The organism is Mesorhizobium sp. M0029, from assembly GCF_040323735.1.
Taxonomy (GTDB): domain Bacteria; phylum Pseudomonadota; class Alphaproteobacteria; order Rhizobiales; family Rhizobiaceae; genus Mesorhizobium.
The window spans coordinates 1-23,291 of the sequence record NZ_JAMYVF010000009.1 but is presented as its reverse complement, the minus strand read 5'-3'; the positions used below and the strand labels follow the sequence as shown (position 1 = coordinate 23,291).

Below are 23,291 nucleotides of genomic sequence, written 5' to 3'. Positions count from 1 at the left end.
AGATGCAGAAGCGTTTTGAAGGCAAGACTGCGGTCATCACCGGCGCGAGCGGTGGCATCGGCGCGGCGATGGCGAAGCGCTTCGCCGAGGAAGGTGCCGCGGTCGTGGTCAGCGCCATCGATGCCCGCGTCGAGGACGTCGCCGCCGGCCTGAAAGCAGCGGGCGCCAAGGTCGCGTCGATGCGCATGGACGTGACCAAGAAGGATGAGGTCACCGCGCTTTACGACCTCGCCGAGAAGGAATTCGGCCGCGTCGACATTTCGGTGCAGAATGCCGGCGTCATCACCATCGCCCGGATCGAGGCAATGACCGAAGCCGAGTGGGACAAGGTGTTGGCAGTGAACACCAAGGGCGTGTTCCTGTGCTGCCAGGAAGCGATCGCGCGCATCCGCAAGCATGGCGACGGCGGCCGGCTGATCAACACGGCATCGGGCCAGGCGCGGCAGGGTTTCATCTACACGCCACATTATGCGGCGTCGAAGTTCGGCGTCGTCGGCATCACCCAGAGCCTGGCCAAGGAAGTGGCCAAGGAAAAGATCACCGTCAACGCGATCTGCCCCGGCATTATCGACACCGACATGTGGGCTTACAACGACGCCGCCTGGGGCAAGCTGATGGGCGACTACAAGCCCGGCGAGCTGATGGCCGAATGGGTGAAGAACATCCCGATGGGCCGCGCCGGCAGCGGCGAGGACGTGTCCGGCCTGGTCAGCTTTCTCGCCAGCGACGACGCCACCTACATCACCGGCCAAACCATCAATGTCGATGGCGGCCTGATCATGTCGTGAAGTCCGCTCCGGCGGTTGGCAATCGACCAGTCTGAAATTCGGCGCAGCACAGGGCATCAGCCGTTGCGCCGCATGAAGGTTGGTATATATAATTTCATCTCATGAAACGGCCTTGGCGAGCTCGCCGGCCGAGACCATGGGACCTTGATGGCTCGCACGTCTGAGAGCGCCGCTGGAGCGGCGATCGATCCGTTGACGATTGCTCGCGCAGCAATCCATCCGATGCCATGACGCGGGCCCGCCCGGCATCACTGCGCAAGTTGCGGCCGCGGCACTGGCTTGGTGCGAACGAGCTTGCGTAACGACCCGCCTTTCCAACACAATCAAGAAAAGACGCAAGAAGGGAACGATCAAGAAATTTCCACATGGTTTGACAGGAGAACAAGCATGTCATTTCGCAGTGTGATTTCGAACCTATCAATGGGAGCCTTGGCGCTTGCCACCGCAAGTGCGCTTACATCACCGGTCCACGCAGCAGCACCCGAATCCAACGACCCGATCAAGATCGCGCTGTTCGACTGGACCAGCGTCAATCTCAACGCCAAGATCCTTGGCGGCATCCTCGAAAAGCTCGGCTACACCGTCGAATATCCGACCGCCGACTACCTCTCCAGCCTGACCACCGGTCTCACCAATGGCGACCTCGATGTCGGCCTGGAGTTCTGGGACACGACGGCCGGCGAGGCGATGAAGGCTTCAGACGCCACCGGCCAGACCGAGCGGCTGGGCAAGCTCGGGCCGAAGGCCAAGGAGGAGTGGTGGTTTCCCGAATACATGAAGGAGAAATGCCCCGGCCTGCCCAATTGGGAGGCGCTGAAGGACCCGAAATGCGCCGAGGCTTTCTCGACGGCGGAGACGGCGCCGAAGGGCCGCTATCTCGGCGGCCCGGTGACCTGGGAAGGCTTTGACGACGAGCGCGTCGAGGCGCTGAAACTGCCCTTCACCGTCATCCATGCCGGCACCGACGCGGCGATGTTCGCCGAGCTGGACTCGGCCTATCAGCGCAAGGCGCCGATCATGCTGTGGATCTATTCTCCGCATTGGGCGCCGGCCAAGTACAAGGGCGAGTGGGTCGAATTCCCCGAGTATACGCCCGAGTGCTACACCGACCCGAAATGGGGCACCAACCCGGACGCCAAATATGATTGCGGCAAGCCGCATGGCGAAATCTGGAAATACTCATGGTCCGGCATGAAGGACAAATGGCCGATCGCCTACAAGGTGGCCAAGGCCTACACGATCGACACCGATGAGCTCAACAAGATGAGCGGCGAGATCGACCTCGGCGGCAAGACGCCGGAAGACGTCGCGGCCGCCTGGATCGCCGCCCACGAAGCCGACTGGAAAGCCTGGGCGCAGTGATGGCTCCGACTGAAGGCCGGACCCGGCCGTAACGGCCGGGTCCATATTCATCTTCCAGAAGGGCCATTGGATGACGGAAGCGACTGAACCGCAGGCGGCTGGCACGCCCAAGGATGTGCGGCCGATAAAGCTTGCCTGCCGCAACGTCTGGAAACTGTTCGGATCGAACGCGGCCAGCTTCATCCGCGAGCGTGACGGCAAGGCCAGCATGGCCGATGTCGCTGCCGCAGGACTGGTGGGTGCGGTGCGCGCCGTCGATCTCGAAATACGCCAGGGCGAGATCTTCATCATCATGGGGCTATCCGGCTCCGGCAAGTCGACGCTGGTGCGCTGCATGTCGCGGCTGGTCGAGCCGACCCACGGCAAGGTCGAATTCGAAGGCAACGACCTGCTCAAGATTTCCGATGCGGCGCTGATCGAACTGCGGCGTCATCGCATGGGTATGGTGTTCCAGAATTTTGCGCTGCTGCCGCATCTTAACGTGCTCGACAACATTGCCTTTCCCCTGAGCATCCAGGGCCAGGACCGACCGACGCGCGAAACGAGAGCGCGGGAGGTGATCGATCTCGTGGGCTTACGCGGCCGCGAGCATTTCTATCCGCGCGAACTCTCCGGCGGCCAGCAGCAGCGCGTCGGCATTGCCCGCAGCCTCGCGACCAAGCCGGAGATCTGGTTCCTCGACGAGCCGTTCTCGGCGCTCGACCCGCTGATCCGCCGCGAGATGCAGGACGAACTGATGCGGCTGCAGACCATGCTGCACAAGACCATCGTCTTCATCACCCATGATTTCGACGAGGCGATAAGGCTTGCCGACCGCATCGCCATCATGAAGGATGGAGAGGTCATCCAGACCGGCACGCCGGAACAGCTGGTTGTCAACCCGGCGACCGACTATGTCGCCGAATTCACCCGCGATGTCGACCGCGCCAAGGTGATTTCGGCGCGCAGCCTGATGCGTGCCTGCGATGGCGCCGAGCACGGCGGCACGGTTTTGCCCGACGCCAAGATCGCCAGCTTCTCGGCCAGCATTGTCGCGTCGGGTAAGCCCTTCGCCGTGGTCAACGGCAGCGGCAGGCCGATCGGCGAGGTGACGCCGCAATCGGTGATCGAGTTGCTGGCCGGTATCGAGCATACGAGAGCCGGCGCATGACGGTGACGGCAAGCGCCAGCCAAACGAGGCCACCGGTTCAGCGCTGGCTGCTGGTCTGGGCGCTGGCGCTGGCCGCCGTGCTGGTGGTGTTTCTGCTGCAGGACAGACTGCCCTGGGCCGTCAACTATCCGGCCGAGGCGGTTATCCCGGTCGCCGACTGGGTCAGTGCGCTGATGCGCTGGATCAAGTCGAACTTGTCCTGGCTGACCCGCTCGATCACCGCGGTGCTCGGCGTTCCCCTCGATTTCGCGCTCGACCTGCTGGCCAAGAATTTCAAGATTGGTCACGGCGCCGATGCCTATTTCCTGCCGCGCCTGTCCTGGATCGGCGTCTGCGTAGCCGCCTTCATCGCCGGGCACGCCGTGGGCGGTAGAAAACTCGGCCTACTGGTCGGCGGCTGCTTCCTCTACACCGCGCTGTTCGGCCAATGGACCAGCGCCATGCTGACACTGGCACTGATTTCCATCGCCGTGCCCTTCTGCATCGTCACCGGCCTGTTCGCCGGCATCTGGGCGTGGCGCAAGCCATGGGCCGAGCGGCTGATCATCTCCCCAGCGCTTGATCTGATGCAGACCATCCCGACCTTCGCCTATCTCATCCCGATGCTGCTTCTGTTCGGCAACAGCCCGGTCTCGGCGATGATCGCCACCGCCATCTTCGCCACGCCGCCGATGGTGCGGGCAACGATGCTGGGTCTGTCGCGGGTGCCCTCCGAGATCGACGATTTCTCAGAGATGGCCGGCTGCACGGCGCGGCAGAAATTGTGGCGCGTGCTGCTGCCGTCGGCGCGGCCGACACTGATGATCGGCGTCAACCAGGTGATCATGCTGGCGCTGAACATGGTGATCATCGCCTCGATGATCGGCGCCGGCGGCCTCGGCTATGATGTGCTGCTGGCGCTGCGTGCGCTGAAGGTCGGCGAAGCGATGGAAGCCGGGCTCGCCATTGTGGCGCTCGCAATCGCGCTCGACCGGCTGAGCCAGGCGATCGCGCATAAGCAGGCAAAAGGCCACGTTCAACGGCAGGCGAACCAGAGCGTTTGGCGGCGCTATCCCAATCTGTCGCTGGCCATCGCCATCCTGGTCGTGACGACGCTGCTCGGCCTGTTCGTACCGGCCTTCGCGGCGGTGCCGAAGGCGATCACCTTCACCACTGCGCCACTGTGGAAGGCGGCGGTGAGCTGGGTGACGATCAACTTCTTCGACGTGATCGAAGCGTTTCGCGTGGCGCTCATCCTCAATGTACTGAACCCGCTGCGCGCCTTCTGCGAAGGCTTTCCGTGGCTCGGCGCGGTGGCCCTGCTCGGCCTCGCCGGCTACCAGCTCGGTGGCCTGCGTCTCGCCGCCCTCGTCGCCGCGCTGACCGCCTTCTGCGCCGTCACCGGCCTGTGGGAAAAGACCATGGCGACGGTTTATCTCTGCGGCATCTCGGCCTTCATCGCTTGCCTGATCGGCATCCCGATTGGCCTGATGGCCGCGCGCAGCGACCGCTTCGAAAAGATCGTCACGCCCATCATCGACACGCTGCAGGTGCTGCCGTCCTTCTGCTTCATCATTCCTGTGGTGATGCTGTTCCGGGTCGGCGACGTCACCGCCATGATCGCCACGGTCGCCTTCGCCGTGGTGCCGGCGATCCGCTACACCAATCACGGCATCCGGCAAGTGCCGCCGGCGCTGATCGAGGCGGCGAAGGTTTCCGGCTGCACGCCGCGCCAGACCTTCTTTCGGGTACAATTGCCACTGGCGCTTCCCGAAATCATGCTGGGAGTCAACCAGACGATCCTGATGGCGCTGGCGATGATCATCATCTGCGCCATGGTCGGCACACGCGACCTCGGCCAGGAAGTCTTCATCGCGCTGTCCAAGGCCGATTCCGGACGCGGCATTGTCGCGGGTCTCGCCATCGCTTTCATCGGCATCGTCGCAGACCGGCTGTTCAATGCCTGGACGGCGAAGGCGCGGGCAAGACTAGGGTAATTGTTGAATGTCCAATCCCGGCGAACCGCCTTTTGCCGTACTCGTCTTCGACATGGCCAAGACCGGCGAGCCGGACGGGGAGCACGTAGTTTCGGGGTTTGAGACGCTGGAGGCGGCGACGTCCTACGCCATTGCGCGGGTTCGCGCCTCGGTGGAGGAGTTGCGCAAGCCCGGCATCGCCACTGCTGAGCTTCGCCAGCTCTGGCACCTCTATGGCGAAGACTGTTCGGTGATGAACGTCGATGTGCGCGGCAGCGATCTTCTCGATGATTTCATTGCGACGCCGGCGACGCCAGCCGAGTGCAACTGGCAGGCGCTGGCGCCCAGGCTGCGCCGCTTCCGCGCCTCGCTACTGATCTCCAACGGCAACAACGAATCCGTCTGGGCCGGCGGCTTCTTTCGCTCGACGTACAGGCTGTCGCGTGACGGCCTGCTCGAGCGCTTTGGCGACGACGCCATTGCCGCCTTCAAAGCCAAGGAGATCGAGCCGGCGGAGCCGACGAAGCTCATGGTCGCCAATTACTTCGAGCTGCCCGACCCGCCCTATCCGCCGCCGGGCGCGGCACTCCGATCCTGGAAGGTCGAGGTCGGTTTCGTCTGCCACGACGTGAAGTTCGGTGGCGACGCCGCCGGAATCTTCGCCTGGCCGCAAGAGCCCACCGACTGGGCGCTCAGAACCATGCAGTTCCTGCTGATGGCCGACATGATGGCCATGCGCGGCGATGGCCCCGACTGGGCCAACGACTGCGAGATACTAGCCGCCAAGGTGACCGAGACGGAGGCGCCTCCCGACTATCCGCTGGATTGAAGTGATGATCATCACCTGCCCCGTGGCCGGCACACGCGATCTCGGCCAGAAAGTGTTCATCGCACTGTCCAAAGTCGCGGCATTGTCGCGGGCTGGCAACAACCTGCCATCGACATCATCGCGGTCGGTCTTCGACCCCTGAGCCGCGAAAGCTCAAGCACGGCTCGGATAGACGGTTTCGCCTCTTCTGGAGTTCGCCTCTTCTGGAAATGGCAGGCCGCGCTCCAGCTCTTGACTTTGACGCATTTTCGCGCGGAAAGCTGCTTCATCCTCGACCAGCCTGAGCTTGCTGCCGAATGCCCGATCAGCGCGAACCGCCTTTTACTGTCGTCGTCTTCGACATGGCCAAGACCGGCGAGCATGTGGTTTCGGGGTTTGAGACGTTGGATGCGGCTACGTCCTACGCGATTGCTCGGGTTCGCGCCTCGGTGGAAGAGCTGCGCAAGCCTGGCATCGCAGCAGCCGAGCTCCGGCGGCACTGGCATATCCATGGTGAGATTGCACGGTGCTGAACGCCAATGTGCGCGGCAGCGATCTGCTTGACGATTTCATCGCGACGCCGGGGACACCGGCCGAATGCGACTGGCGGGCGCTGGCGCCACGACTGCGCCGTTTCTACGCCGCTGTGAACGTCTTCAACAACGATGGCAAATCTATCCGGGTCAGCGGCTTTTTCCGCGCGACCTACCGGTTATGGCACGCTGGCCTGCTCGCACGATTTGGCGACGACGCCATCGCCTCCTTCAAAGCCAAAGGCATCACGCCGGCAGTGCCGACGAGAGTCTCGGTCGACCATCACTTCGAGCAGCCCGATCCGCCGCGCCCGCCGCTCAGCGATATCAGGCCGTTGCTGTCGTGGAAGGTCGAGATCGATTTCGGATGCACCGATGTGAGGTTCGGCGCCAAAACCGACGGCGTCTTCGCCTGGCCCGAGGAGCCGACCGGCCGGGCACTCAAAGACATGACACATCTGCTGATGGCTGACAGACTGTCCATGTACGGCACCGGCCCGGAGGGCGCCTATTATAGCGAATTGGTGTGGGTCAAGGTGACGGAGACCGATGCGGCTCCCGACTACCCTCTGAATTGAAACTGGGCCGGTGCCGGCGCATTGTTTTGCATCACGCCGACCTATTCCGCCGCCACGCCCTTCACCTGGAGATAGCTTTCCATCGAGTCGTCCAGCGCCTGCAGCCAGGGCGTATGGTGCGATGGCGCCATGGTGCCGGTCATCAGCGAGCGGTAGGCGTGGTCGCGGAAGCTCATAATGTCTTCCGCCTTGTGGTGCTCCCACTCCATGAAGGTCTGGTTGACCGCCTCGACGTCGAAGCCGGGATAGTTGGTCTGGTCCATCAATTCCTTGGTGTAGTCGCCCTGGAACCAGATCATCTGCTCGGCGTCTTCCAGCGTCTCTTCGCGTGCCCGCCACTTGGCGCCGTGCTCGGCCATCGCCTGTACCGACGGCAGCTTGATGCGGCCCATGATGACGTCACGGGCGAACCAGGCCTGGGCGTCGAACATGTTGAAAGTGTAGAACTGGTCCTGCATGCCGATATAGGACAGTTTCGGGTTCTTCTCCCACACGACGCCCTCATAGAGCCCGTCCGGCCACATGCGGTTGGCGGTCTTCAGCTTCAGCTCTTCCGTGAGGAACGGGAAGGAATGCAGATAGCCGGTGCACAGGATGATGGCGTCGACGTCCTTGGTGGTGCCATCCTTGAAGTGCGCCGTCTTGCCGACGACCTTCTGCAGCAGCGGCACTTCCTTCCAGTTCTCCGGCCATTTGAACCCCATCGGCTTGGAGCGGTAGCTGGAGGTGATAGATCTGGCGCCGTATTTGTAGCATTGCGAGCCGATGTCCTCGGCAGAATAGGAGCGGCCGATGATCAGTATGTCCTTGCCCTTGAACTCCATGGCGTCGCGAAAATCATGGCTGTGCAGGATGCGGCCGTTGAATGTCGAAAAGCCTTCGAAATAGGGAACGTTGGGAACGGAAAAATGCCCTGAGGCGACGACGACATTGTCGAACTCCTCGGAGTAGGTGACGTCGTTGGTGCGGTCATGCGCGGTGACGGTGAATTTCCTCGTCTCGTCGGAGAAAGTCACCATGCGCACCGGGCTGTTGAAGCGTACCCATTCGCGCAGGCCTGATTTCTCGACGCGACCCTTGATGTAATCCCACAGCACCGCGCGCGGCGGGTAGGATCCGATCGGGCGGCCGAAATGCTCCTCGAACGTGTAGTCGGCGAATTCCAGGCACTCCTTCGGTCCGTTCGACCAGAGGTAGCGGTACATCGAGCCGTGGACGGGATCGCCGTGCTCGTCGAGGCCGGTGCGCCAGGTGTAGTTCCACAGGCCGCCCCAGTCGGACTGCTTTTCGAAGCAGACGATTTCGGGTATCTCGGCGCCCTTGTCGGCAGCCGACTTGAAGGCCCTGAGCTGGGCCAGACCGGATGGCCCCGCTCCAATGACGGCAACGCGCGTTTTCATGGCAGGCCTCCCGGTGTCATTCGATTTTTGGAATTGCTCTTACGAAACTAATTTCACTCACAGGACAGTAATTGCCTCTTGGATGCTGTCAACAGGCCTTGTGGAGAAACCGCGTTTCGCCCCAGAGGATTTCCGGAAACGGATGACGGCGCAAATCCGGTGCGGACACCATTCGACTTAACGGGCTTGCTGCGCGGTTGCGTTTCTGTATCGGCACCGAATATGTTCACCTGGAGTGAAATAATCATGGGGATTCGGGGGCGAGATGGCGAAGACAAGTTCCGACTCCAAGACTGCTTCGACAAGGGCAAAGCCACCGGCGAAGGCATCCGTGGACGGGAAGACCATCCGCGCGCCGCTGACGCAGAACCCGCATGCCATTCGCGACACCCGCGAAAAAGTGCTGGAGGTGGCGATCGGGCGCGAGGTGCGCGCCTTCCGCAAGAAGCTCGGCATCACCGTCGCCGATCTCGCCGTCGCCACCGATATTTCGCTGGGCATGCTGTCGAAGATCGAGAACGGCATCACCTCGCCGTCGCTGACCACACTGCAGGCGCTGTCGAGGGCGCTCGGCGTTCCCGTCACCGCCTTCTTCCGCCGATTCGAGGAAGAGCGCAGCGCCGTCTTCGTCAAGGCCGGCGAAGGGCTAGATGTCGAACGCCGCGGCACCCGCGCCGGCCATCAATACAATCTGCTCGGCCATATCGGCTCCAACACCAGCGGCGTCGTCGTCGAACCCTATCTGATCACACTGACCGAGGATTCGGATGTGTTCCCGACCTTCCAGCATGAGGGCATGGAATTCCTCTACATGCTGGAGGGCGAGGTGGTGTACCGGCACGGCAGCAACCTCTATCCGATGAAGCCGGGCGACAGCCTGTTCTTCGACGCCGATGCGCCGCATGGGCCGGAAAAACTGACAAAACTGCCGATGCGGTATTTGTCGATCATTTGCTATCCGCAGAATAGCGCTGGGTAATCGGACCGCCGCAGCCCCCTCACCCGGATTGCCAAGGCCGAATTGCAAGAGCAATTCGGGGCAATCCGACCTCTCCCCGAGGGGAGAGGAGTCTGGCGTCAGCGCTGGCGATCTCTTCTCCGCTCGGGGAGAAGGTGGCCGCGCAGCGGCCGGATGAGGGGCCTTTAGTCCGGCCCGAACCCCGGTGACGTAGCACTGCCATCATCCAGCTTCGACAGCCATTCGAGCAGCGTCGGCCGATACCGCGTCAGGCCCTTGTAGGTGGCCAACTCTTCGGGCAAATCACGGATCACACGATGCAGTCGCCTTGCCCATTTCGGCTGTGTCACCAGTTCGTCCATCTTGATGAGATAGCAGCGGATCGGGAAGACGATGCCGTTCGAGCGCGGCAGGCGCCAGAAGCTTTGCAGTTCGACGCGCAGATGCACCTTGTCGCCGACATTTTCGGGCGTCACCGTCGCGCGGTCCGGGCCCCATTTGTGGTAATTCTCCGGGCTGGTGTCGAGGCGCGGGTTGATGGTCATCGTCCAGTTGAGACGCCGCGCCGGCTTGCCCTGCTGGATGTTGGTGAGGAACTTCAGCGCCCTGACGAAAATCCCCTTCTCATGCGCCAGCGGCACCGGCGCGTGCCATTCGAAGAAATTCATGCCGATGTCGAAATCGAGCGACCAGTCGGCCTGGGTGGTGACCATGCCGGCGTCCATCCACAGATTGCCGTCGCGCTGATCGAGGATGCAGAAATCGCCTTGGCTCTGGCGGGTGATGTACTCCATCGGCCCGTAAGGCAGTGTCGAGGTGTCGCCGAAGGTGAAGGTGTCGTCGATGCCGAGCGGTCGGTTGATCCAGCGCCAGCGGTCGCCGTCGCGGGTCAGGGTGAAATGCTCGGGATAGCCAAGTGCCTGTTGCTCCATCAAAAGTTCGAGCAGGTCCCAGCCGGCCAGCGTCATATGCGGCAGCGACTGGCAGCGCAGCGGATCCTCGGCCAGCACCAAAGCGCGGTCCTGCATCTCGGCGACATAGTGCTCGTCGACGTCTATCAGGTTTTCCAGCACGCTGCCCTTGGGACCGACGACATGCGGCTCGATGTTGACCGCGTACATGTAGCTGTCTTCGTGGAACGGAAACGGAAACCGCCTGATGTGCTCCGGGCTGTTGTTGAAGGTGAAATCGTCGCGAAACGTTTCCTTGCGAAAGGTGATGCCCAAGCTCGCCTCCTATCTTTCCAGGACCAGCGACTTGCCTTCGAAGCGCGACACGCACGGCATGATCTTGCAGCCGGAACGGTGGTCTTCCTCACTCAGCCAGTGGTCGTTGTGGATGAACTTGCCGTCATGCGAGATGACGTTGGTCTCGCACTGGCCGCAGACACCGCCGCGGCAGAGATAGGGCGGATCGACGCCGGCGGCCTCGATCGCTTCGAGCAGGCTCTGCTGCTCGCCGACGCGGATGGTCTTGCCGCTGACGGCAAGTGTGACGTCGAACGGCAGGCCGGGCTGGGGTGCCGCGAAATGCTCGTAGTGCACGGTCTCCGCCGGCCAGCCGAGAGCCGCAGCGCGCTCGCGCACCCAGTTGATCATGCCGGTCGGGCCGCAGACATAGAGATGGGTGCCGAGCGGCTGCGAGGACAAGAGACGGTCGAGTTCGATGCGCTCGTCGCGGTCGTCCTGATAGAGCCGGACGCGACGGCCATAGCGCTCCTGCAGCACATCGGCATAGGTGCCGAGCGAGGCGGTGCGGCAGGTGTAGTGCAGCTCGAAATTGCCGCCGGACCCGGCGAGCTGCGCGGTCTGCGCCATGAACGGCGTGATACCGATGCCGCCGGCAAGCATCAGATGCTTCTTGGCCCTGAGGTCGAGCGAGAACAGATTGACGGGGTAGCTGACCACCATCTCCAGGCCGGGGTTGACGCTCCGGTGCATGAACAACGAGCCGCCGCGGCCGACATCGTCGCGGCGCACCGAGATGGTGTATTCGCGGGTGTCGAGCGGCGATCCCATCAGCGAATAGGGATTGAGCCTTGTGCGGTCGCCATCGCGCATCTCGACCACGACATGGGCGCCGCCGGAAAAGGTCGGCAAAAGCTCACCGTCACGGCGGCGGAAATGGAAGCGCGTCACCAGTTCGTTGACCGGGACGACGTCGCTGACGACGACATCGAGCTTGGTGGTGCCGGTGCTCATGGGAAGACCTCCTCGATGGGAGGAATCTCCGAGCGATCCTCGGCATTTATGCAGACGCCCTGGAATGCTGCCAGCCGTCGCGAATAATGATCGCGCACCAGAAGCAGCAGGCCGCAATGCGCGCAGGTGGCCGGCTGCGTCGTCACATTTTCGGTGATGCCTTTGCAATGCACGCACTGCATGCGCCGCGCCAATGAGCCGCGATGCTCGGTCTGCATGGAGGTATGATCGATGCCGGCTTCGAGCGCCACCTGCATTGCCTGGCCGATCAGCCCTTCGGTGCCGGCGAGATAGAGGCGCAGGCCCATATGCGCGTTGGCAAGCGTCTGCTTCAGCCGGGGCAGCAGGCTGGCGAAGGTTGGCGCGACATGAAACTGCGCGGACTTCAGTGCCTCAAGAGCGGCAACGTGCTTGCCGTCGGCCCCGGGAATGAAGTCGATTTCGGCGCCGTCGAAGAAGCCGGGGGGCGACGTCCTTGCCATATCGACGATCGCCAGCGCGCCTTCCGCATCCGCCACGAAAAGATGATGCTTGCCGGGCTGCGGGGACAGGGTTCCGTAAATGGGCCGGCTGATGATCGTTTTGGCTGCCATTCTCTACTTCGTACCTCGAAACCCTCGCTGTCGATTGTGCCTCAGCCTTTCGCCGTGCGCTTGGTTTTTTTGGGATCGTCGAAGGGCAGAGGCTGCGCCGTCGCCCTGATCGAACCGCTCTTGTTGCGGATCTCGAGCCTGGTGTCCTTGACCGCGCAGTCGACGTCGAGGCGGGCGATTCCCATCGATTTCTCGACCAGCGGCGAATACATGGCGCAGGTGACCACGCCGACCTTTTTGCCGTCGCGATAGACCGGCGCGCCCTCATCCGCGGGTTGCTTGCCGTCGAGCAGCACGCCGTAGATCTTGAAGCGCTCCTTGCCCTTGAGGCGGTAATGCTCTTCGGCGCCACGAAAGCCGGTCTTGCCGGGGCTGACGGTGAAGTCGAGGCCGAGCTCCCACAGCGTGTCGCCGGGGCCTTCGTTCTCGAACGGATATTTCTGCGAGTTGTCATAGGGATAAAACAGCAAATAACTTTCGACGCGCAGCATATCGAGCGTGGTGAAGCGGCACGGAATGATGCCGGCGCTCTTGCCCTCGTCGAGGATCCTGTCCCAGATCGTGCCGGCGTCCTGGCCGCGGCAGAATATCTCGTAGCCGCGCTCGCCGGTATAGCCGGTGCGCGAGATCATGACGGGAAAGCCGAACAGCTGCGTCTGCATATGATGGAAATAGTTGAGGTCGCGAATGCCCGGCACATGCTTTGAGAGATAGTCGACCGCGGTCGGCCCCTGCAGCGACAGATCGTGCAGATTGTCGTCGAAGCGCAGCGATACGTCGCGGCCGACGGAAGCGCGCTGCAATTCCTCATGGCCGGTGCCGGAGCCGTGCACCACCATCCAGGCGTTCGGCCCGGTGCGGTAGAGGATGCAGTCGTCGGTGAATTTGCCGGCCTCGTTCAGCATGCAGGCATAGGCCGACTTGCCGGGATAGATCTTCTCCACGTCGCGCGTCGTTGCCAGGTCGATGAGGTGTGAGGCGTGCGGCCCGGTGATGTGAACCTTCTTCAGGCCCGACACATCCATCAGCCCGGCCCTGGTGCGGATGGCGGTGTATTCCTCGTCGGCGTCCTTGTCGTAGGTCCAGGCGGTGCCCATGCCGCTCCAGTCTTCGAGCTTCGAGCCTAACGCGCGATGGCGATCCGCCAGGGTCGAAAATCTCCAGGATGCCGTCATCCGCAAATCCTCCGTTCGAAAATTCTATTGTGTTCCCGGCTCCCTGCGCGGAGGCGGGAGCATTTGGTCGAATATTGATCGCAAACGTCCTGATGCCGCAATACCCGGAAGCAAATAATTTCATTGTCAGGCAAAATTCGCGGCTGGGGACAAACGGTTAACCCAACGTAAAATCGGCTTGACAATTGCTGGATTCGGCCCGAATTTATGAAAAAAATTTCACTCTGTTGAAAGAGGGCAGCGGGCGGCCAATTCGGGGTCGGGCGCTGGAAAAGGGGAAACCGATGTCAGACCTGCAGCAGCGCATCGAAGCGCTGTACCGTTCCGACCTGCGCGGGTCCGCGCTCCTGATCATCTGCCTTTGGGCGACGATCCTCTTCGTGCTCGTCATGACATGGCCCTACATCCCGGACACCGGGATCAAGATCGTCGTCGCCATCGCTGCCGCCGCCGTGCTGATCTTCAATACGGCCGCCATCCTGGCGATGGTCAATCACTACAAGGAAGACAAGGACTTCATCTACGGTCTCGACATCAAGAACGCCGACGCGGCCCGCAACCGCAAGTCCTGAAAACAGAACGTCCTGAGGGGTAGAAGTCATGTCGCGCTACACGCCGCCGGAACAAGGCAAGGCCGGGCAGATTTTCGATATCGTGGTCGTCGTGGTCGCCATTTTCGTGGCGCTGTGGCTGCCATTGAAACTCGGCCTGGCGGGTGCGGCGAAATCCATCGACGCGCTCGATGCCAAAACGTGGGAAGCGTTGGGACAGAACCCGACCATGGCCTCGATCTGGGAAAAGCTCGGCTATACGCCGGAGACCGCGCACGACATCATCCAGAACCGCTTCCACTACATCATCGACTGGCCGACGCTGATCATCATGGCGGCGGTGCTGATCGGCTATTTCGTCTTCCTGTTCCGCGCCTCCGACCGCGAATATCGCGACGTCATCAACGAAAAGTTCGACGACAAGTAACGCCAGAGATTTTGGGGAAGCACGCTCATGTGGGTCGCACTCTCTTACGCATCGTGGGGCATCTCGGTCGTGCTTGCGCTGTGGATGCTCTACGACTGGTTCAAGATCGACACGACCTATTCCGAGGAGGTGCTGACTTCCTCGCGCGAAGGCGAGCTTGAAGCCGCTTCCGAAAAACACCGGATCTGAGTGGGGATTGAACAATGACGATCACGCTTGAACCGGCAATACACGGCGACAGGGTTTCACTGCTACGCGTGCTCGGCCCGGCCCATGTCTGGGCGCTTGGCGTCGGCATCGTGCTGGTCGGCGAATTCACCGGCTGGAATTTCTCGGCCGACAAGGGCGGCGCACTGGCGGCGCTGATCGTCTGCTGGGTGGTCGGGCTCTTGTACACTTCGGTCGCCATGATCGACTCCGAGGTGACATCGACGGTTGCCGCCGCCGGCGGCCAATACGCGCAGGCTAAGCACATTGTCGGGCCCCTGATGGCCTTCAACGTCGCGCTGTTCCTGGTCTTTGCCTACACCATGCTGGAGGTTTCGGACGCCATCCTGCTCGGCGACACCATCGTCGCCAAGGCCGGCGTCGAAGGGCTCACCCACAACTCCTTCATTGCCGCCACCATCGTCGTGCTGGCATGGCTGAACTATCGCGGCGTGCTGATGACGCTCAACGTCAACTTCGTCATCACGGCGATAGCCTATGTCTCGATCGTTATCCTGTTCTTCTCGGTCAGCCCGTGGACGCAGGGTGCTGTGCTGAAGCTCAACGAGCTGGTCACCCCCGGCAATGCGCTGCCCTATGGCTGGATCGGCGTCATCGCTGCCTTCCAGTTCGGCATCTGGTACTATCTCGGCATCGAAGGCACCACGCAGGCCGCCGAGGAAGTGCGCTCGCCGGCGCGTTCGCTGCCTTACGGCACCATGGCCGGCATGATCACGCTTTTGATCGCCGCCGCCATGACCTGGTATGTCTGCGCCTCGCTGATGCCCTGGGAGTACCTCGGTATCACCTATTATCCCTTGTGGGACGCCGGCAAGCTGACCGGCAGCCCGCTGCTGGAAAACCTGTTGTTCGTCGCCACGCTGCTCGCGGCACTGGCGTCGGCCAATGGCTGTATCAACGATGCGGCCCGCGCGTGGTTCTCGCTTGGACGCGACCGCTATCTGCCGACATGGTTCTCGGCCGTGCACCCGAAATACCGCACGCCCTATCGCTCGATCCTGTTCCTGCTGCCGATCGCGCTCGCCTTCGCCTTCATTGCCGACCTCAACCAGGCGATCACCTTCTCGATCCTGTCGGGCGTGCTGCAATACACCTTCATGAGCATCAACATCATGATGTTCCGCAAAAAGTGGCCGCTGGGCACGATCCGCCGCGGCTATACGCACCCGTTCCACCCGATCCCGGCCATCGTGTTGTTTTGCCTCTGCGTGGTGACCTTCTTTGCGATCTTCCTCGGCTACGGCACGCAGCTGATCGCCATGGTCGCCTTCTACTTCCTGATCTCGCTGTGGTTCCACTTCTACCGGTACCGCTATGTGCGTCGCGGCGACCAGTTCACCATGCCGTGGCCGAAGCCGCAGGGCTATTGACAGGAGAGGGCCTGCCGGTCTGGGCGGCATGGCGTGACGAGGTGTCTGACGTGACGACAGCATTGCTGGCCGGGGCGGTCGCCGTGGCTCTCGTCCTGCACCTCGCCTGGTATGCGCGCGCCAGCCGCAAAAAGGCCAAGGCTGATCTTGCAGCCGAGGCAGCCAGCATCCGGACCGTCATCACAGATGCCGTTGATGTCTCCGATGGCACAGCCGGCGTTGTCACCTGGGCGGGTTCGTGGAACGGACAGCGCGTGCAGCTGCGCACCATCGTCGACACGCTGGCGACGCGAAAGCTGCCGGCGCGATGGTTGAGTGTCACCATCACAGAGCCGGTTGCGGTGCCGGCGACCTTCGACATGATGATGCGGCCGGGCTCGCCGACGACCTTCTCCAATTTCGATCACCTCCAGCACACGCTGCCGAAGGCGCCGGGATTTCCGGCTGAAGCCGTGCTGCGAACCGACCTCAGGGCGGCGCGCTTTCCACAGAACCTGATCGCCAGTCATCTCGACATCTTTGCCGAAGGCCGCGCCAAGGAACTTCTGATCACACCGAATGGCGTGCGCATCGTCTGGCTGCTGGCCGAGGCCGAGCGGGCGCGCTACGGCGTGTTCCGGCAGGCCGCATTCGGCGGCGCCAGGCTGGATCCAACGCTGGTCGAGAGACTGCTGACCTCAGCATCGGCGCTGCGCGATGCCATCAACCGACAGGAAAGGCAGGTGGCATGAACGCCCCCCTACCCCCACCGGCAAACCCCTATCTCGTGCTCGGCGCCGCAATCGTCTTGCCGGCCAGCGGCCACGTCATTCTGGGCGTGCCTGTGCGTGGCCTGCAATTCCTGTTCTTCATAGTGATCCTCGCCTGGGTGACGGCCAAGATCGCGCCCGCCGACGCCAGCTTCATCGGCCGCCATGCCGGCGGCTTCCTGATCTATGCGCTGTCGATCCTCGATGCCTACAGAATAGCCCGCATCCGCACCGCCACATGGATTCACAGCACCCGCGACGGCGGCGATAGTGCACAAGGCCGCATTGAGCCGCATACGTAACTACAGGAATATTTTTTTCATATGATTGAATTCGCACGACGCATTCGATACATCATCGTCTAGTGGTAACGCCGGGAGGCTGACATGTGTGGAATCGTCGGACTTTTTCTGAAAGACAAGTCGCTTGAGCCGCAGCTCGGCTCGATGCTGTCGCAGATGCTGATATCGCTCAGCGATCGCGGCCCCGACAGCGCCGGCATCGCCATCTATGGCGCGCCTTCCAGGAATGAAGCCAAGATCACCATCCAGTCGGCGAAGCCCGAGCGCGATTTCCGCGGCCTCGACGCCGAACTCGCCAAGGCCATTGGCGCGCCGGTGAGCATAGCGGTGAAGTCGACGCATGCGGTGCTCAGGACCGCGCCCGACAAGGTCGATGCCGCGCGCGAAGCGCTGCAGTCAATCTGCCCCGACGTGCGCATCATGGGCGCCGGCGAAGCGGTGGAAATCTACAAGGAAGTCGGTCTGCCGGAAGCGGTCGTCCACCGCTTCGACGTCCGCTCGATGACCGGCACGCATGGCATCGGCCATACCCGCATGGCGACGGAATCGGCCGTCACAACGATGGGCGCGCATCCGTTCTCGACCGGCGCCGACCAGTGCCTGGTGCACAATGGCTCACTGTCCAACCACAATAATATGCGGCGTGAGCTGGTGCGGGAGGGCATGAAATTCGAGACCGAGAACGACACCGAGGTCGCCGCCGCCTATCTCTCGTCGCAGATGGCGCATGGCAAGAACCTCGGCGAGGCGCTGGAAGGCACGCTGTCCGACCTCGACGGCTTCTTCACCTTCGTCGTCGGCACCAAGAACGGTTTCGGCGTGGTGCGCGATCCGATCGCCTGCAAGCCCGCCGTCATGGCCGAGACCGATCAGTATGGCGCCTTCGGCTCGGAATATCGGGCGCTGACCAAACTGCCCGGCATAGACAATGCGAGGGTCTGGGAACCGGAACCCGCAACCGTCTATTTCTGGGAGCATTGAGCCCATGCCGGCAACCAAACTTTCGAAGGCGGCGCAAGACCAGGCGTCCCGGGTCTTCGATCTCGACGTGTCGTCGCTGCGTGAACTGAACCAGGCGCTGCACAATCTGACGCCCGGCTCCAACGAAACGGCGTGGGAAGTGCTGCACCCGAAGGGCAGCCATTCGGTTGCCGTCGGCGTCGACCAGCCTGTCAGCATCGATGTGCGCGGCAGCGTCGGCTACTACTGCGCCGGGATGAATGACGGCGCTGCCATCACCGTGCACGGCTCGGCCGGGCCTGGCGTCGGCGAAAACATGATGTCGGGCTCGATCGTCATCAAGGGCGACGCCAGCCAGTATGCCGGCGCCACCGGCAAGGGCGGGCTGCTCGTCATCGAGGGCAACGCCTCGTCGCGCTGCGGCATCTCGATGAAGGGCATCGACATCGTCGTGCACGGCAATATCGGCCACATGTCGGCCTTCATGGCGCAGTCCGGCAATCTGGTGGTGCTGGGCGATGCCGGCGACGCACTTGGCGATTCCATCTACGAAGCGCGGCTGTTCGTGCGCGGCAAGGTCGAAAGCCTGGGCGCCGACTGCATCGCCAAGGAGATGCGGCCCGAGCATATCGAACTGCTGCAGGGACTGCTCGACCGCGCCGGCGTCACCGGCGTCAAGCCGTCGGAATTCAAGCGCTACGGCTCGGCGCGCACGCTCTACAATTTCAATATCGACAACGCCGACGCGTATTGAGGCAGCATGACCTACAAGAACCCGCCGACGACGCCGCGCAAATCCGCGACCTTCGACGACTACACGCTTTCCGAAATCCGCCGCGCCGCGGCGACCGGCATCTATGACATCAGGGGCGCCGGGGCCAAGCGCAAGCTGCCGCATTTCGATGACCTGCTGTTCCTCGGCGCGTCGATTTCGCGCTACCCGCTGGAAGGCTATCGCGAACGTTGCGACACCAGCGTCGTGCTCGGCTCGCGTTACGCCAGGAAGCCGATCGAGCTGAAGATCCCGATCACCATTGCAGGCATGAGCTTCGGTTCGCTGTCCGGCCCGGCCAAGGAAGCGCTCGGCCGTGGCGCGACCCTGTCCGGGACGTCGACCACCACGGGCGACGGCGGCATGACCGAGGAAGAGCGCGGCCATTCCAAGCAACTGGTCTATCAATATCTGCCGTCGCGCTACGGCATGAACCCCAGGGATTTGCGCCGCGCCGACGCCATCGAAGTGGTCGTCGGCCAAGGCGCCAAGCCCGGCGGTGGCGGCATGCTGCTGGGACAAAAGATTTCCGACCGCGTCGCTGAGATGCGTACGCTGCCGAAGGGCATCGACCAGCGCTCGGCCTCGCGCCATCCCGACTGGACCGGGCCGGACGATCTCGAGATCAAGATCCTCGAACTGCGCGAGATCACCGACTGGGAAAAGCCGATCTACGTCAAGGTCGGCGGCGCCCGCCCCTATTATGACACAGCACTTGCGGTGAAGGCCGGCGCCGATGTCGTCGTGGTCGACGGCATGCAGGGCGGCACGGCGGCCACCCAGGAAGTATTCATCGAAAATGTCGGCCAGCCGACGCTTGCCTGCATCAGGCCGGCGGTGCAGGCGCTGCAGGATCTCGGCATGCACCGTAAGGTGCAGCTGATCGTCTCCGGAGGCATTCGCAACGGCGCCGACGTCGCCAAGGCGCTGGCGCTCGGCGTGGACGCGGTGTCGATCGGCACGGCAGCGCTGGTCGCACTCGGCGACAATGATCCGCGCTGGGAAGCGGAGTACAATGCACTCGGCACCACCGCCGGCGCCTATGACGACTGGCACGAGGGCCGCGACCCCGCGGGCATCACCACGCAGGACCCCGAACTGATGAAGCGGGTTGATCCGGTCGCCGCGGGACGGCGGCTGGCGAACTACCTCAAGGTGATGACGCTGGAGGCGCAGACCATTGCGCGTGCCTGCGGCAAGAACAGCCTGCACAATCTCGAGCCCGAGGATCTCGTAGCCCTCACCATCGAAGCCGCCGCCATGGCAGGCGTGCCGCTGGCCGGCACCAACTGGATACCGGGGAAAAACGGCTTCTAACAAAATCACATCAAAATAAGCGAGGAGCTATAATGGGGAACGATCTCGCCGCATTCGCCAAAGAGAACGGCGTCAAATATTTCATGATTTCCTACACCGACCTGTTCGGCGGCCAGCGCGCCAAGCTGGTGCCGGCGCAGGCGATCGGCGACATGCAGAAGGACGGCGCCGGCTTCGCCGGTTTCGCCACTTGGCTCGACCTGACGCCGGCGCATCCTGATATGCTGGCGGTGCCGGATCCGGATTCGGTGATCCAGCTGCCGTGGAAGCGCGATGTCGCGTGGGTCGCCGCCAACTGCATCATGGACGACAAGGAAGTCGAGCAGGCGCCACGCAACACGCTGCGCCGGCTGATTGCGGAAGCCGCCACTGACGGTATGCATGTCAAGACCGGCGTCGAGGCTGAGTTCTTCCTGATCTCGCCGGACGGCAGCGTCATCTCCGACAAATACGACACGGCTTCAAAACCCTGCTACGACCAGCAAGCAGTGATGCGCCGCTACGATGTCATCGCCGAGATCTGCGACCACATGCTGGCGCTGGGCTGGAGCCCCTACCAGAATGACCATGAAGACGCCAACGGCCAGTTCGAGATGAACTGGGCCTTCGACGATGTGCTCGCCACCGCCGACAAGCACTCGTTCTTCAAGTTTATGGTCAAGTCGGTGGCGGAAAAGCACGGCCTGCGCGCGACCTTCATGCCTAAGCCCTTCCAGGGCCTGACCGGCAATGGCTGCCACGCCCATATTTCGGTGTGGGACAAGGCCGGCAAGGTCAACGTCTTTGCCGACAATGCGATGGAGCTCGGCCTGTCGGCCAAGGGCAAGAATTTCCTCGGCGGCATCATGAAACATGCCTCGGCGCTGGCCGCGATCACCAACCCGACGGTGAACTCCTACAAACGCATCAACGCGCCGCGCACCATTTCGGGCGCCACCTGGGCGCCGAACACGGTGACCTGGACCGGAAACAACCGCACCCACATGGTGCGCGTGCCCGGCCCCGGCCGCTTCGAGCTGCGGCTGCCGGACGGCGCCGCAAACCCTTATCTGCTGCAGGCCGTCATCATTGCCGCCGGTCTCGACGGTATCCGCTCCAAGGCCGATCCCGGCAAGCGCTACGACATCGACATGTACCAGAACGGCCACACGGTGAAAGGCGCGCCGAAGCTGCCGCTCAATCTGCTCGACGCGCTTCGCGAATACGACAAGGACAAATCGCTCAAGGCGGCGCTGGGTGAGGAATTCTCGTCGGCTTATCTAAAGCTGAAGCACCAGGAATGGAATTCCTATGCTTCGCACTTCACGCAATGGGAGCGCGACCACACGCTGGACATATAATCGTCCTAGCGGTGCGAGCGACCTCGGAATGACCTGATGAAATATTCGCTCTTCTCGCTCGCCCGTGCTGCCCTTTCCGGCCACAAGAACTGGCAGCGCACCTGGCGCGATGCGGCGCCCAAGGACCACTACGATGTGGTGATCATCGGCGGCGGCGGCCATGGGCTCGCCACCGCCTGGTTCCTCGCCAGCGAGTTCGGCATCAGAAACGTCGCCGTGCTGGAAAAGGGCTGGATCGGCTCCGGCAATGCCGGCCGCAACACCACCATCATCCGTTCCAATTACGGCCTGCCCGGCAATACCGGCTTCTACGAGCTTTCGATGAAGCTTTGGGAGCGGATGGAGCAGGACCTCAACTATAACGCGATGGTCAGCCAGCGCGGCGTCCTCAACCTCTATCATTCCGATGCGCAGCGCGACGCTTATGCGCGGCGCGGCAACACCATGCGCATCAATGGCATCGATGCCGAACTGCTCGACCAGGCGGCGCTGAAGAAGATGCTGCCGTTCCTGAATTTCGACCATGCGCGCTTTCCCGTGCAGGGCGGCCTCCTGCAGCGCCGCGGCGGCACCGCGCGGCATGACGCGGTGGTCTGGGGCTATGCCCATGCGGCGAGCGAACTCGGCGTCGACATCATCCAGAACTGCGAGGTCACCGGCTTTGTCCGGGACGGCAACGGCAAGGTGACTGGCGTCGAGACGTCGCGCGGCAAGATCGGCGCCGGCAAGGTCGGCATGGCAGTCGCCGGGTCATCGTCGCGTGTCGCAGCGATGGCGGGCATGCGCCTGCCGATCGAAAGCCATGTGCTGCAAGCTTTCGTCTCGGAGGCGATCAAGCCGCTCATCCCCGGCGTCATGACCTTCGGCGCCGGGCATTTCTATGTCAGCCAGTCGGACAAGGGCGGGCTGGTCTTCGGCGGCGACATCGACGGCTACAATTCCTACGCCCAGCGCGGCAATCTGCCTGTCATGGAGGATGTCTGCGAAGGCGGCATGGCGCTGATCCCGATGATCGGCCGGGTACGGCTTCTGCGCCAATGGGGCGGCATCATGGACATGTCGATGGATGGCTCGCCGATCATCGACAAGACGCCGGTCGATGGGCTCTACCTCAACGCCGGCTGGTGTTATGGCGGCTTCAAGGCGACGCCCGGTTCCGGCTTGGTCTTTGCCCATCTTCTGGCGCGTGACGAAACGCACAAGGAGGCGGCGCTGTTTCGGCTCGACCGCTTCCAGCGCGGCGCCATGATCGACGAAAAGGGCCAAGGCGCCCAACCGAACCTGCATTGAGGCGGCCGGAACAAGATGCGTATCACCTGTCCTTTCTGCGGCGAACGCGAACTCGGCGAGTTCAGCTATCTCGGCGATGCCAAGCCTGTACGGCCGGCGGCGGATGCCGGCGAAGATGCCGTCTACGACTATGTCTATCTGCGCGACAACATCGCCGGCGTGATGGCAGAGAACTGGTATCACGGCGGTGGCTGCCGGGCCTGGCTGAAGGTCACCCGCAACACGCTGACGCACGAGATCTCGGCGGTGGAACCGGCGGCGGGGGCTGGTGCGAGCCAGGTGGAGACATGAGCTATTCTGTCGAGACCACAGCCGTCGCGAAAAGCGCCAGCCCCCTACCTCCCCCTTGTGGGGAGGTCGGACCGCAGGTCCGGGTGGGGGTCGGTGCCGCGGGCCCCCCCCCCCGCGGGGGGGCGCCCCCCCCCCCCACCGGGGGGGGGGGGGGGGGGGGCCGGCGACGGCCGGGCCCCCGAAGGGGGAACGG

At 62.9% G+C, this 23,291-nt stretch carries 26 protein-coding genes; 21 read left to right on the top strand and 5 right to left on the bottom strand.

Annotated features, from left to right (window positions below; genetic code table 11):
• Window positions 1-2: 2 nt before the first annotated feature.
• The 8 genes from NKJ76_RS16455 to NKJ76_RS16420 all read left to right on the top strand — a co-directional run bounded on the left by NKJ76_RS16455 (window position 3) and on the right by NKJ76_RS16420 (window position 7,174).
• Entirely contained in the window at window positions 3-788 is a 786-nt protein-coding gene (locus NKJ76_RS16455) for an SDR family oxidoreductase (protein ID WP_352537900.1), read from the top strand.
• 387 nt (window positions 789-1,175) lie between these two features.
• A complete protein-coding gene (locus NKJ76_RS16450; RefSeq protein ID WP_352537899.1) occupies window positions 1,176-2,150 on the top strand; it encodes an ABC transporter substrate-binding protein in 975 nt (324 codons plus the stop codon).
• Window positions 2,151-2,220: 70 nt separating this feature from the next.
• Window positions 2,221-3,300 carry a quaternary amine ABC transporter ATP-binding protein gene (locus tag NKJ76_RS16445; protein ID WP_352537898.1) on the top strand — a complete coding sequence of 360 codons (1,080 nt, stop codon included), beginning with the start codon at window positions 2,221-2,223 and terminating at the stop codon, window positions 3,298-3,300.
• On the top strand, window positions 3,297-5,276 hold the full coding sequence (locus tag NKJ76_RS16440; RefSeq protein ID WP_023740652.1) for an ABC transporter permease: 1,980 nt from the start codon (window positions 3,297-3,299) through the stop codon (window positions 5,274-5,276). The genes NKJ76_RS16445 and NKJ76_RS16440 overlap by 4 nt, the downstream gene beginning before the upstream one ends.
• Window positions 5,277-5,283: 7 nt before the next feature.
• Entirely contained in the window at window positions 5,284-6,084 is an 801-nt protein-coding gene (locus NKJ76_RS16435; protein ID WP_352537897.1) for a hypothetical protein, read from the top strand.
• Window positions 6,085-6,088: 4 nt separating this feature from the next.
• On the top strand, window positions 6,089-6,226 hold the full coding sequence (locus NKJ76_RS16430) for a hypothetical protein (RefSeq protein ID WP_023696622.1): 138 nt from the start codon (window positions 6,089-6,091) through the stop codon (window positions 6,224-6,226).
• 154 nt (window positions 6,227-6,380) lie between these two features.
• Entirely contained in the window at window positions 6,381-6,596 is a 216-nt protein-coding gene (locus NKJ76_RS16425) for a hypothetical protein (protein ID WP_352537896.1), read from the top strand.
• Window positions 6,590-7,174, top strand: coding sequence for a hypothetical protein (locus tag NKJ76_RS16420; protein ID WP_352537895.1), 585 nt, complete (start codon window positions 6,590-6,592; stop codon window positions 7,172-7,174). Before NKJ76_RS16425 ends, NKJ76_RS16420 begins: the two co-directional genes overlap by 7 nt.
• Before the next feature lie 41 nt (window positions 7,175-7,215).
• Here NKJ76_RS16420 and NKJ76_RS16415 read toward each other — a convergent pair whose 3' ends face one another.
• The gene (locus NKJ76_RS16415; RefSeq protein WP_352537894.1) at window positions 7,216-8,574 is read right to left on the bottom strand and encodes a trimethylamine monooxygenase; all 1,359 of its coding nucleotides are present in this window, start codon (window positions 8,572-8,574) and stop codon (window positions 7,216-7,218) included.
• A gap of 265 nt (window positions 8,575-8,839) precedes the next feature.
• Here NKJ76_RS16415 and NKJ76_RS16410 point away from each other — a divergent pair, with 265 nt between their 5' ends.
• Window positions 8,840-9,553 (top strand): helix-turn-helix domain-containing protein, encoded by a 714-nt coding sequence (locus NKJ76_RS16410; protein WP_352537893.1) that lies wholly within the window; start codon window positions 8,840-8,842, stop codon window positions 9,551-9,553.
• Between the two features lie 164 nt (window positions 9,554-9,717).
• Here NKJ76_RS16410 and NKJ76_RS16405 read toward each other — a convergent pair whose 3' ends face one another.
• From NKJ76_RS16405 to NKJ76_RS16390, 4 genes are read right to left on the bottom strand one after another with little or no spacing between them, the layout of a single operon-like run.
• A complete protein-coding gene (locus NKJ76_RS16405) occupies window positions 9,718-10,758 on the bottom strand; it encodes a heme-dependent oxidative N-demethylase family protein (protein ID WP_352537892.1) in 1,041 nt (346 codons plus the stop codon).
• Window positions 10,759-10,767: 9 nt separating this feature from the next.
• Complete coding sequence (locus tag NKJ76_RS16400) at window positions 10,768-11,733, bottom strand: PDR/VanB family oxidoreductase (RefSeq protein ID WP_023729277.1); 966 nt, start codon at window positions 11,731-11,733, stop codon at window positions 10,768-10,770.
• Window positions 11,730-12,326 carry a dimethylamine monooxygenase subunit DmmA family protein gene (locus NKJ76_RS16395; protein ID WP_352537891.1) on the bottom strand — a complete coding sequence of 199 codons (597 nt, stop codon included), beginning with the start codon at window positions 12,324-12,326 and terminating at the stop codon, window positions 11,730-11,732. Before NKJ76_RS16395 ends, NKJ76_RS16400 begins: the two co-directional genes overlap by 4 nt.
• Window positions 12,327-12,367: 41 nt before the next feature.
• The gene (locus NKJ76_RS16390) at window positions 12,368-13,501 is read right to left on the bottom strand and encodes an aminomethyl transferase family protein (RefSeq protein WP_023684428.1); all 1,134 of its coding nucleotides are present in this window, start codon (window positions 13,499-13,501) and stop codon (window positions 12,368-12,370) included.
• 284 nt (window positions 13,502-13,785) lie between these two features.
• Here NKJ76_RS16390 and NKJ76_RS16385 point away from each other — a divergent pair, with 284 nt between their 5' ends.
• From NKJ76_RS16385 to NKJ76_RS16330, 12 genes are all read left to right on the top strand, one after another.
• Window positions 13,786-14,073, top strand: coding sequence for a hypothetical protein (locus NKJ76_RS16385; RefSeq protein WP_023668544.1), 288 nt, complete (start codon window positions 13,786-13,788; stop codon window positions 14,071-14,073).
• Between the two features lie 28 nt (window positions 14,074-14,101).
• Window positions 14,102-14,479 (top strand): hypothetical protein, encoded by a 378-nt coding sequence (locus NKJ76_RS16380; protein ID WP_023668545.1) that lies wholly within the window; start codon window positions 14,102-14,104, stop codon window positions 14,477-14,479.
• A gap of 27 nt (window positions 14,480-14,506) precedes the next feature.
• On the top strand, window positions 14,507-14,668 hold the full coding sequence (locus NKJ76_RS16375) for a hypothetical protein (RefSeq protein ID WP_023668546.1): 162 nt from the start codon (window positions 14,507-14,509) through the stop codon (window positions 14,666-14,668).
• A gap of 14 nt (window positions 14,669-14,682) precedes the next feature.
• Window positions 14,683-16,077, top strand: coding sequence for an APC family permease (locus NKJ76_RS16370; RefSeq protein WP_023668547.1), 1,395 nt, complete (start codon window positions 14,683-14,685; stop codon window positions 16,075-16,077).
• 41 nt (window positions 16,078-16,118) lie between these two features.
• Window positions 16,119-16,808 carry a hypothetical protein gene (locus tag NKJ76_RS16365; protein ID WP_352537890.1) on the top strand — a complete coding sequence of 230 codons (690 nt, stop codon included), beginning with the start codon at window positions 16,119-16,121 and terminating at the stop codon, window positions 16,806-16,808.
• Complete coding sequence (locus tag NKJ76_RS16360; protein ID WP_027050093.1) at window positions 16,805-17,128, top strand: hypothetical protein; 324 nt, start codon at window positions 16,805-16,807, stop codon at window positions 17,126-17,128. The genes NKJ76_RS16365 and NKJ76_RS16360 overlap by 4 nt, the downstream gene beginning before the upstream one ends.
• Before the next feature lie 84 nt (window positions 17,129-17,212).
• A complete protein-coding gene (locus NKJ76_RS16355; protein ID WP_352537889.1) occupies window positions 17,213-18,109 on the top strand; it encodes a class II glutamine amidotransferase in 897 nt (298 codons plus the stop codon).
• 4 nt (window positions 18,110-18,113) lie between these two features.
• Window positions 18,114-18,842 carry a GltB/FmdC/FwdC-like GXGXG domain-containing protein gene (locus NKJ76_RS16350; RefSeq protein ID WP_023668551.1) on the top strand — a complete coding sequence of 243 codons (729 nt, stop codon included), beginning with the start codon at window positions 18,114-18,116 and terminating at the stop codon, window positions 18,840-18,842.
• 6 nt (window positions 18,843-18,848) lie between these two features.
• Window positions 18,849-20,177, top strand: a complete 1,329-nt coding sequence (locus NKJ76_RS16345) for an FMN-binding glutamate synthase family protein (RefSeq protein WP_023696630.1) — start codon at window positions 18,849-18,851, stop codon at window positions 20,175-20,177.
• Between the two features lie 32 nt (window positions 20,178-20,209).
• Entirely contained in the window at window positions 20,210-21,517 is a 1,308-nt protein-coding gene (glnT, locus tag NKJ76_RS16340; protein WP_352537888.1) for a type III glutamate--ammonia ligase, read from the top strand.
• Between the two features lie 36 nt (window positions 21,518-21,553).
• A complete protein-coding gene (locus NKJ76_RS16335; RefSeq protein WP_023740642.1) occupies window positions 21,554-22,807 on the top strand; it encodes a sarcosine oxidase subunit beta family protein in 1,254 nt (417 codons plus the stop codon).
• Between the two features lie 15 nt (window positions 22,808-22,822).
• Window positions 22,823-23,098 carry a sarcosine oxidase subunit delta gene (locus NKJ76_RS16330; RefSeq protein WP_023684437.1) on the top strand — a complete coding sequence of 92 codons (276 nt, stop codon included), beginning with the start codon at window positions 22,823-22,825 and terminating at the stop codon, window positions 23,096-23,098.
• Window positions 23,099-23,291: the final 193 nt, after the last annotated feature.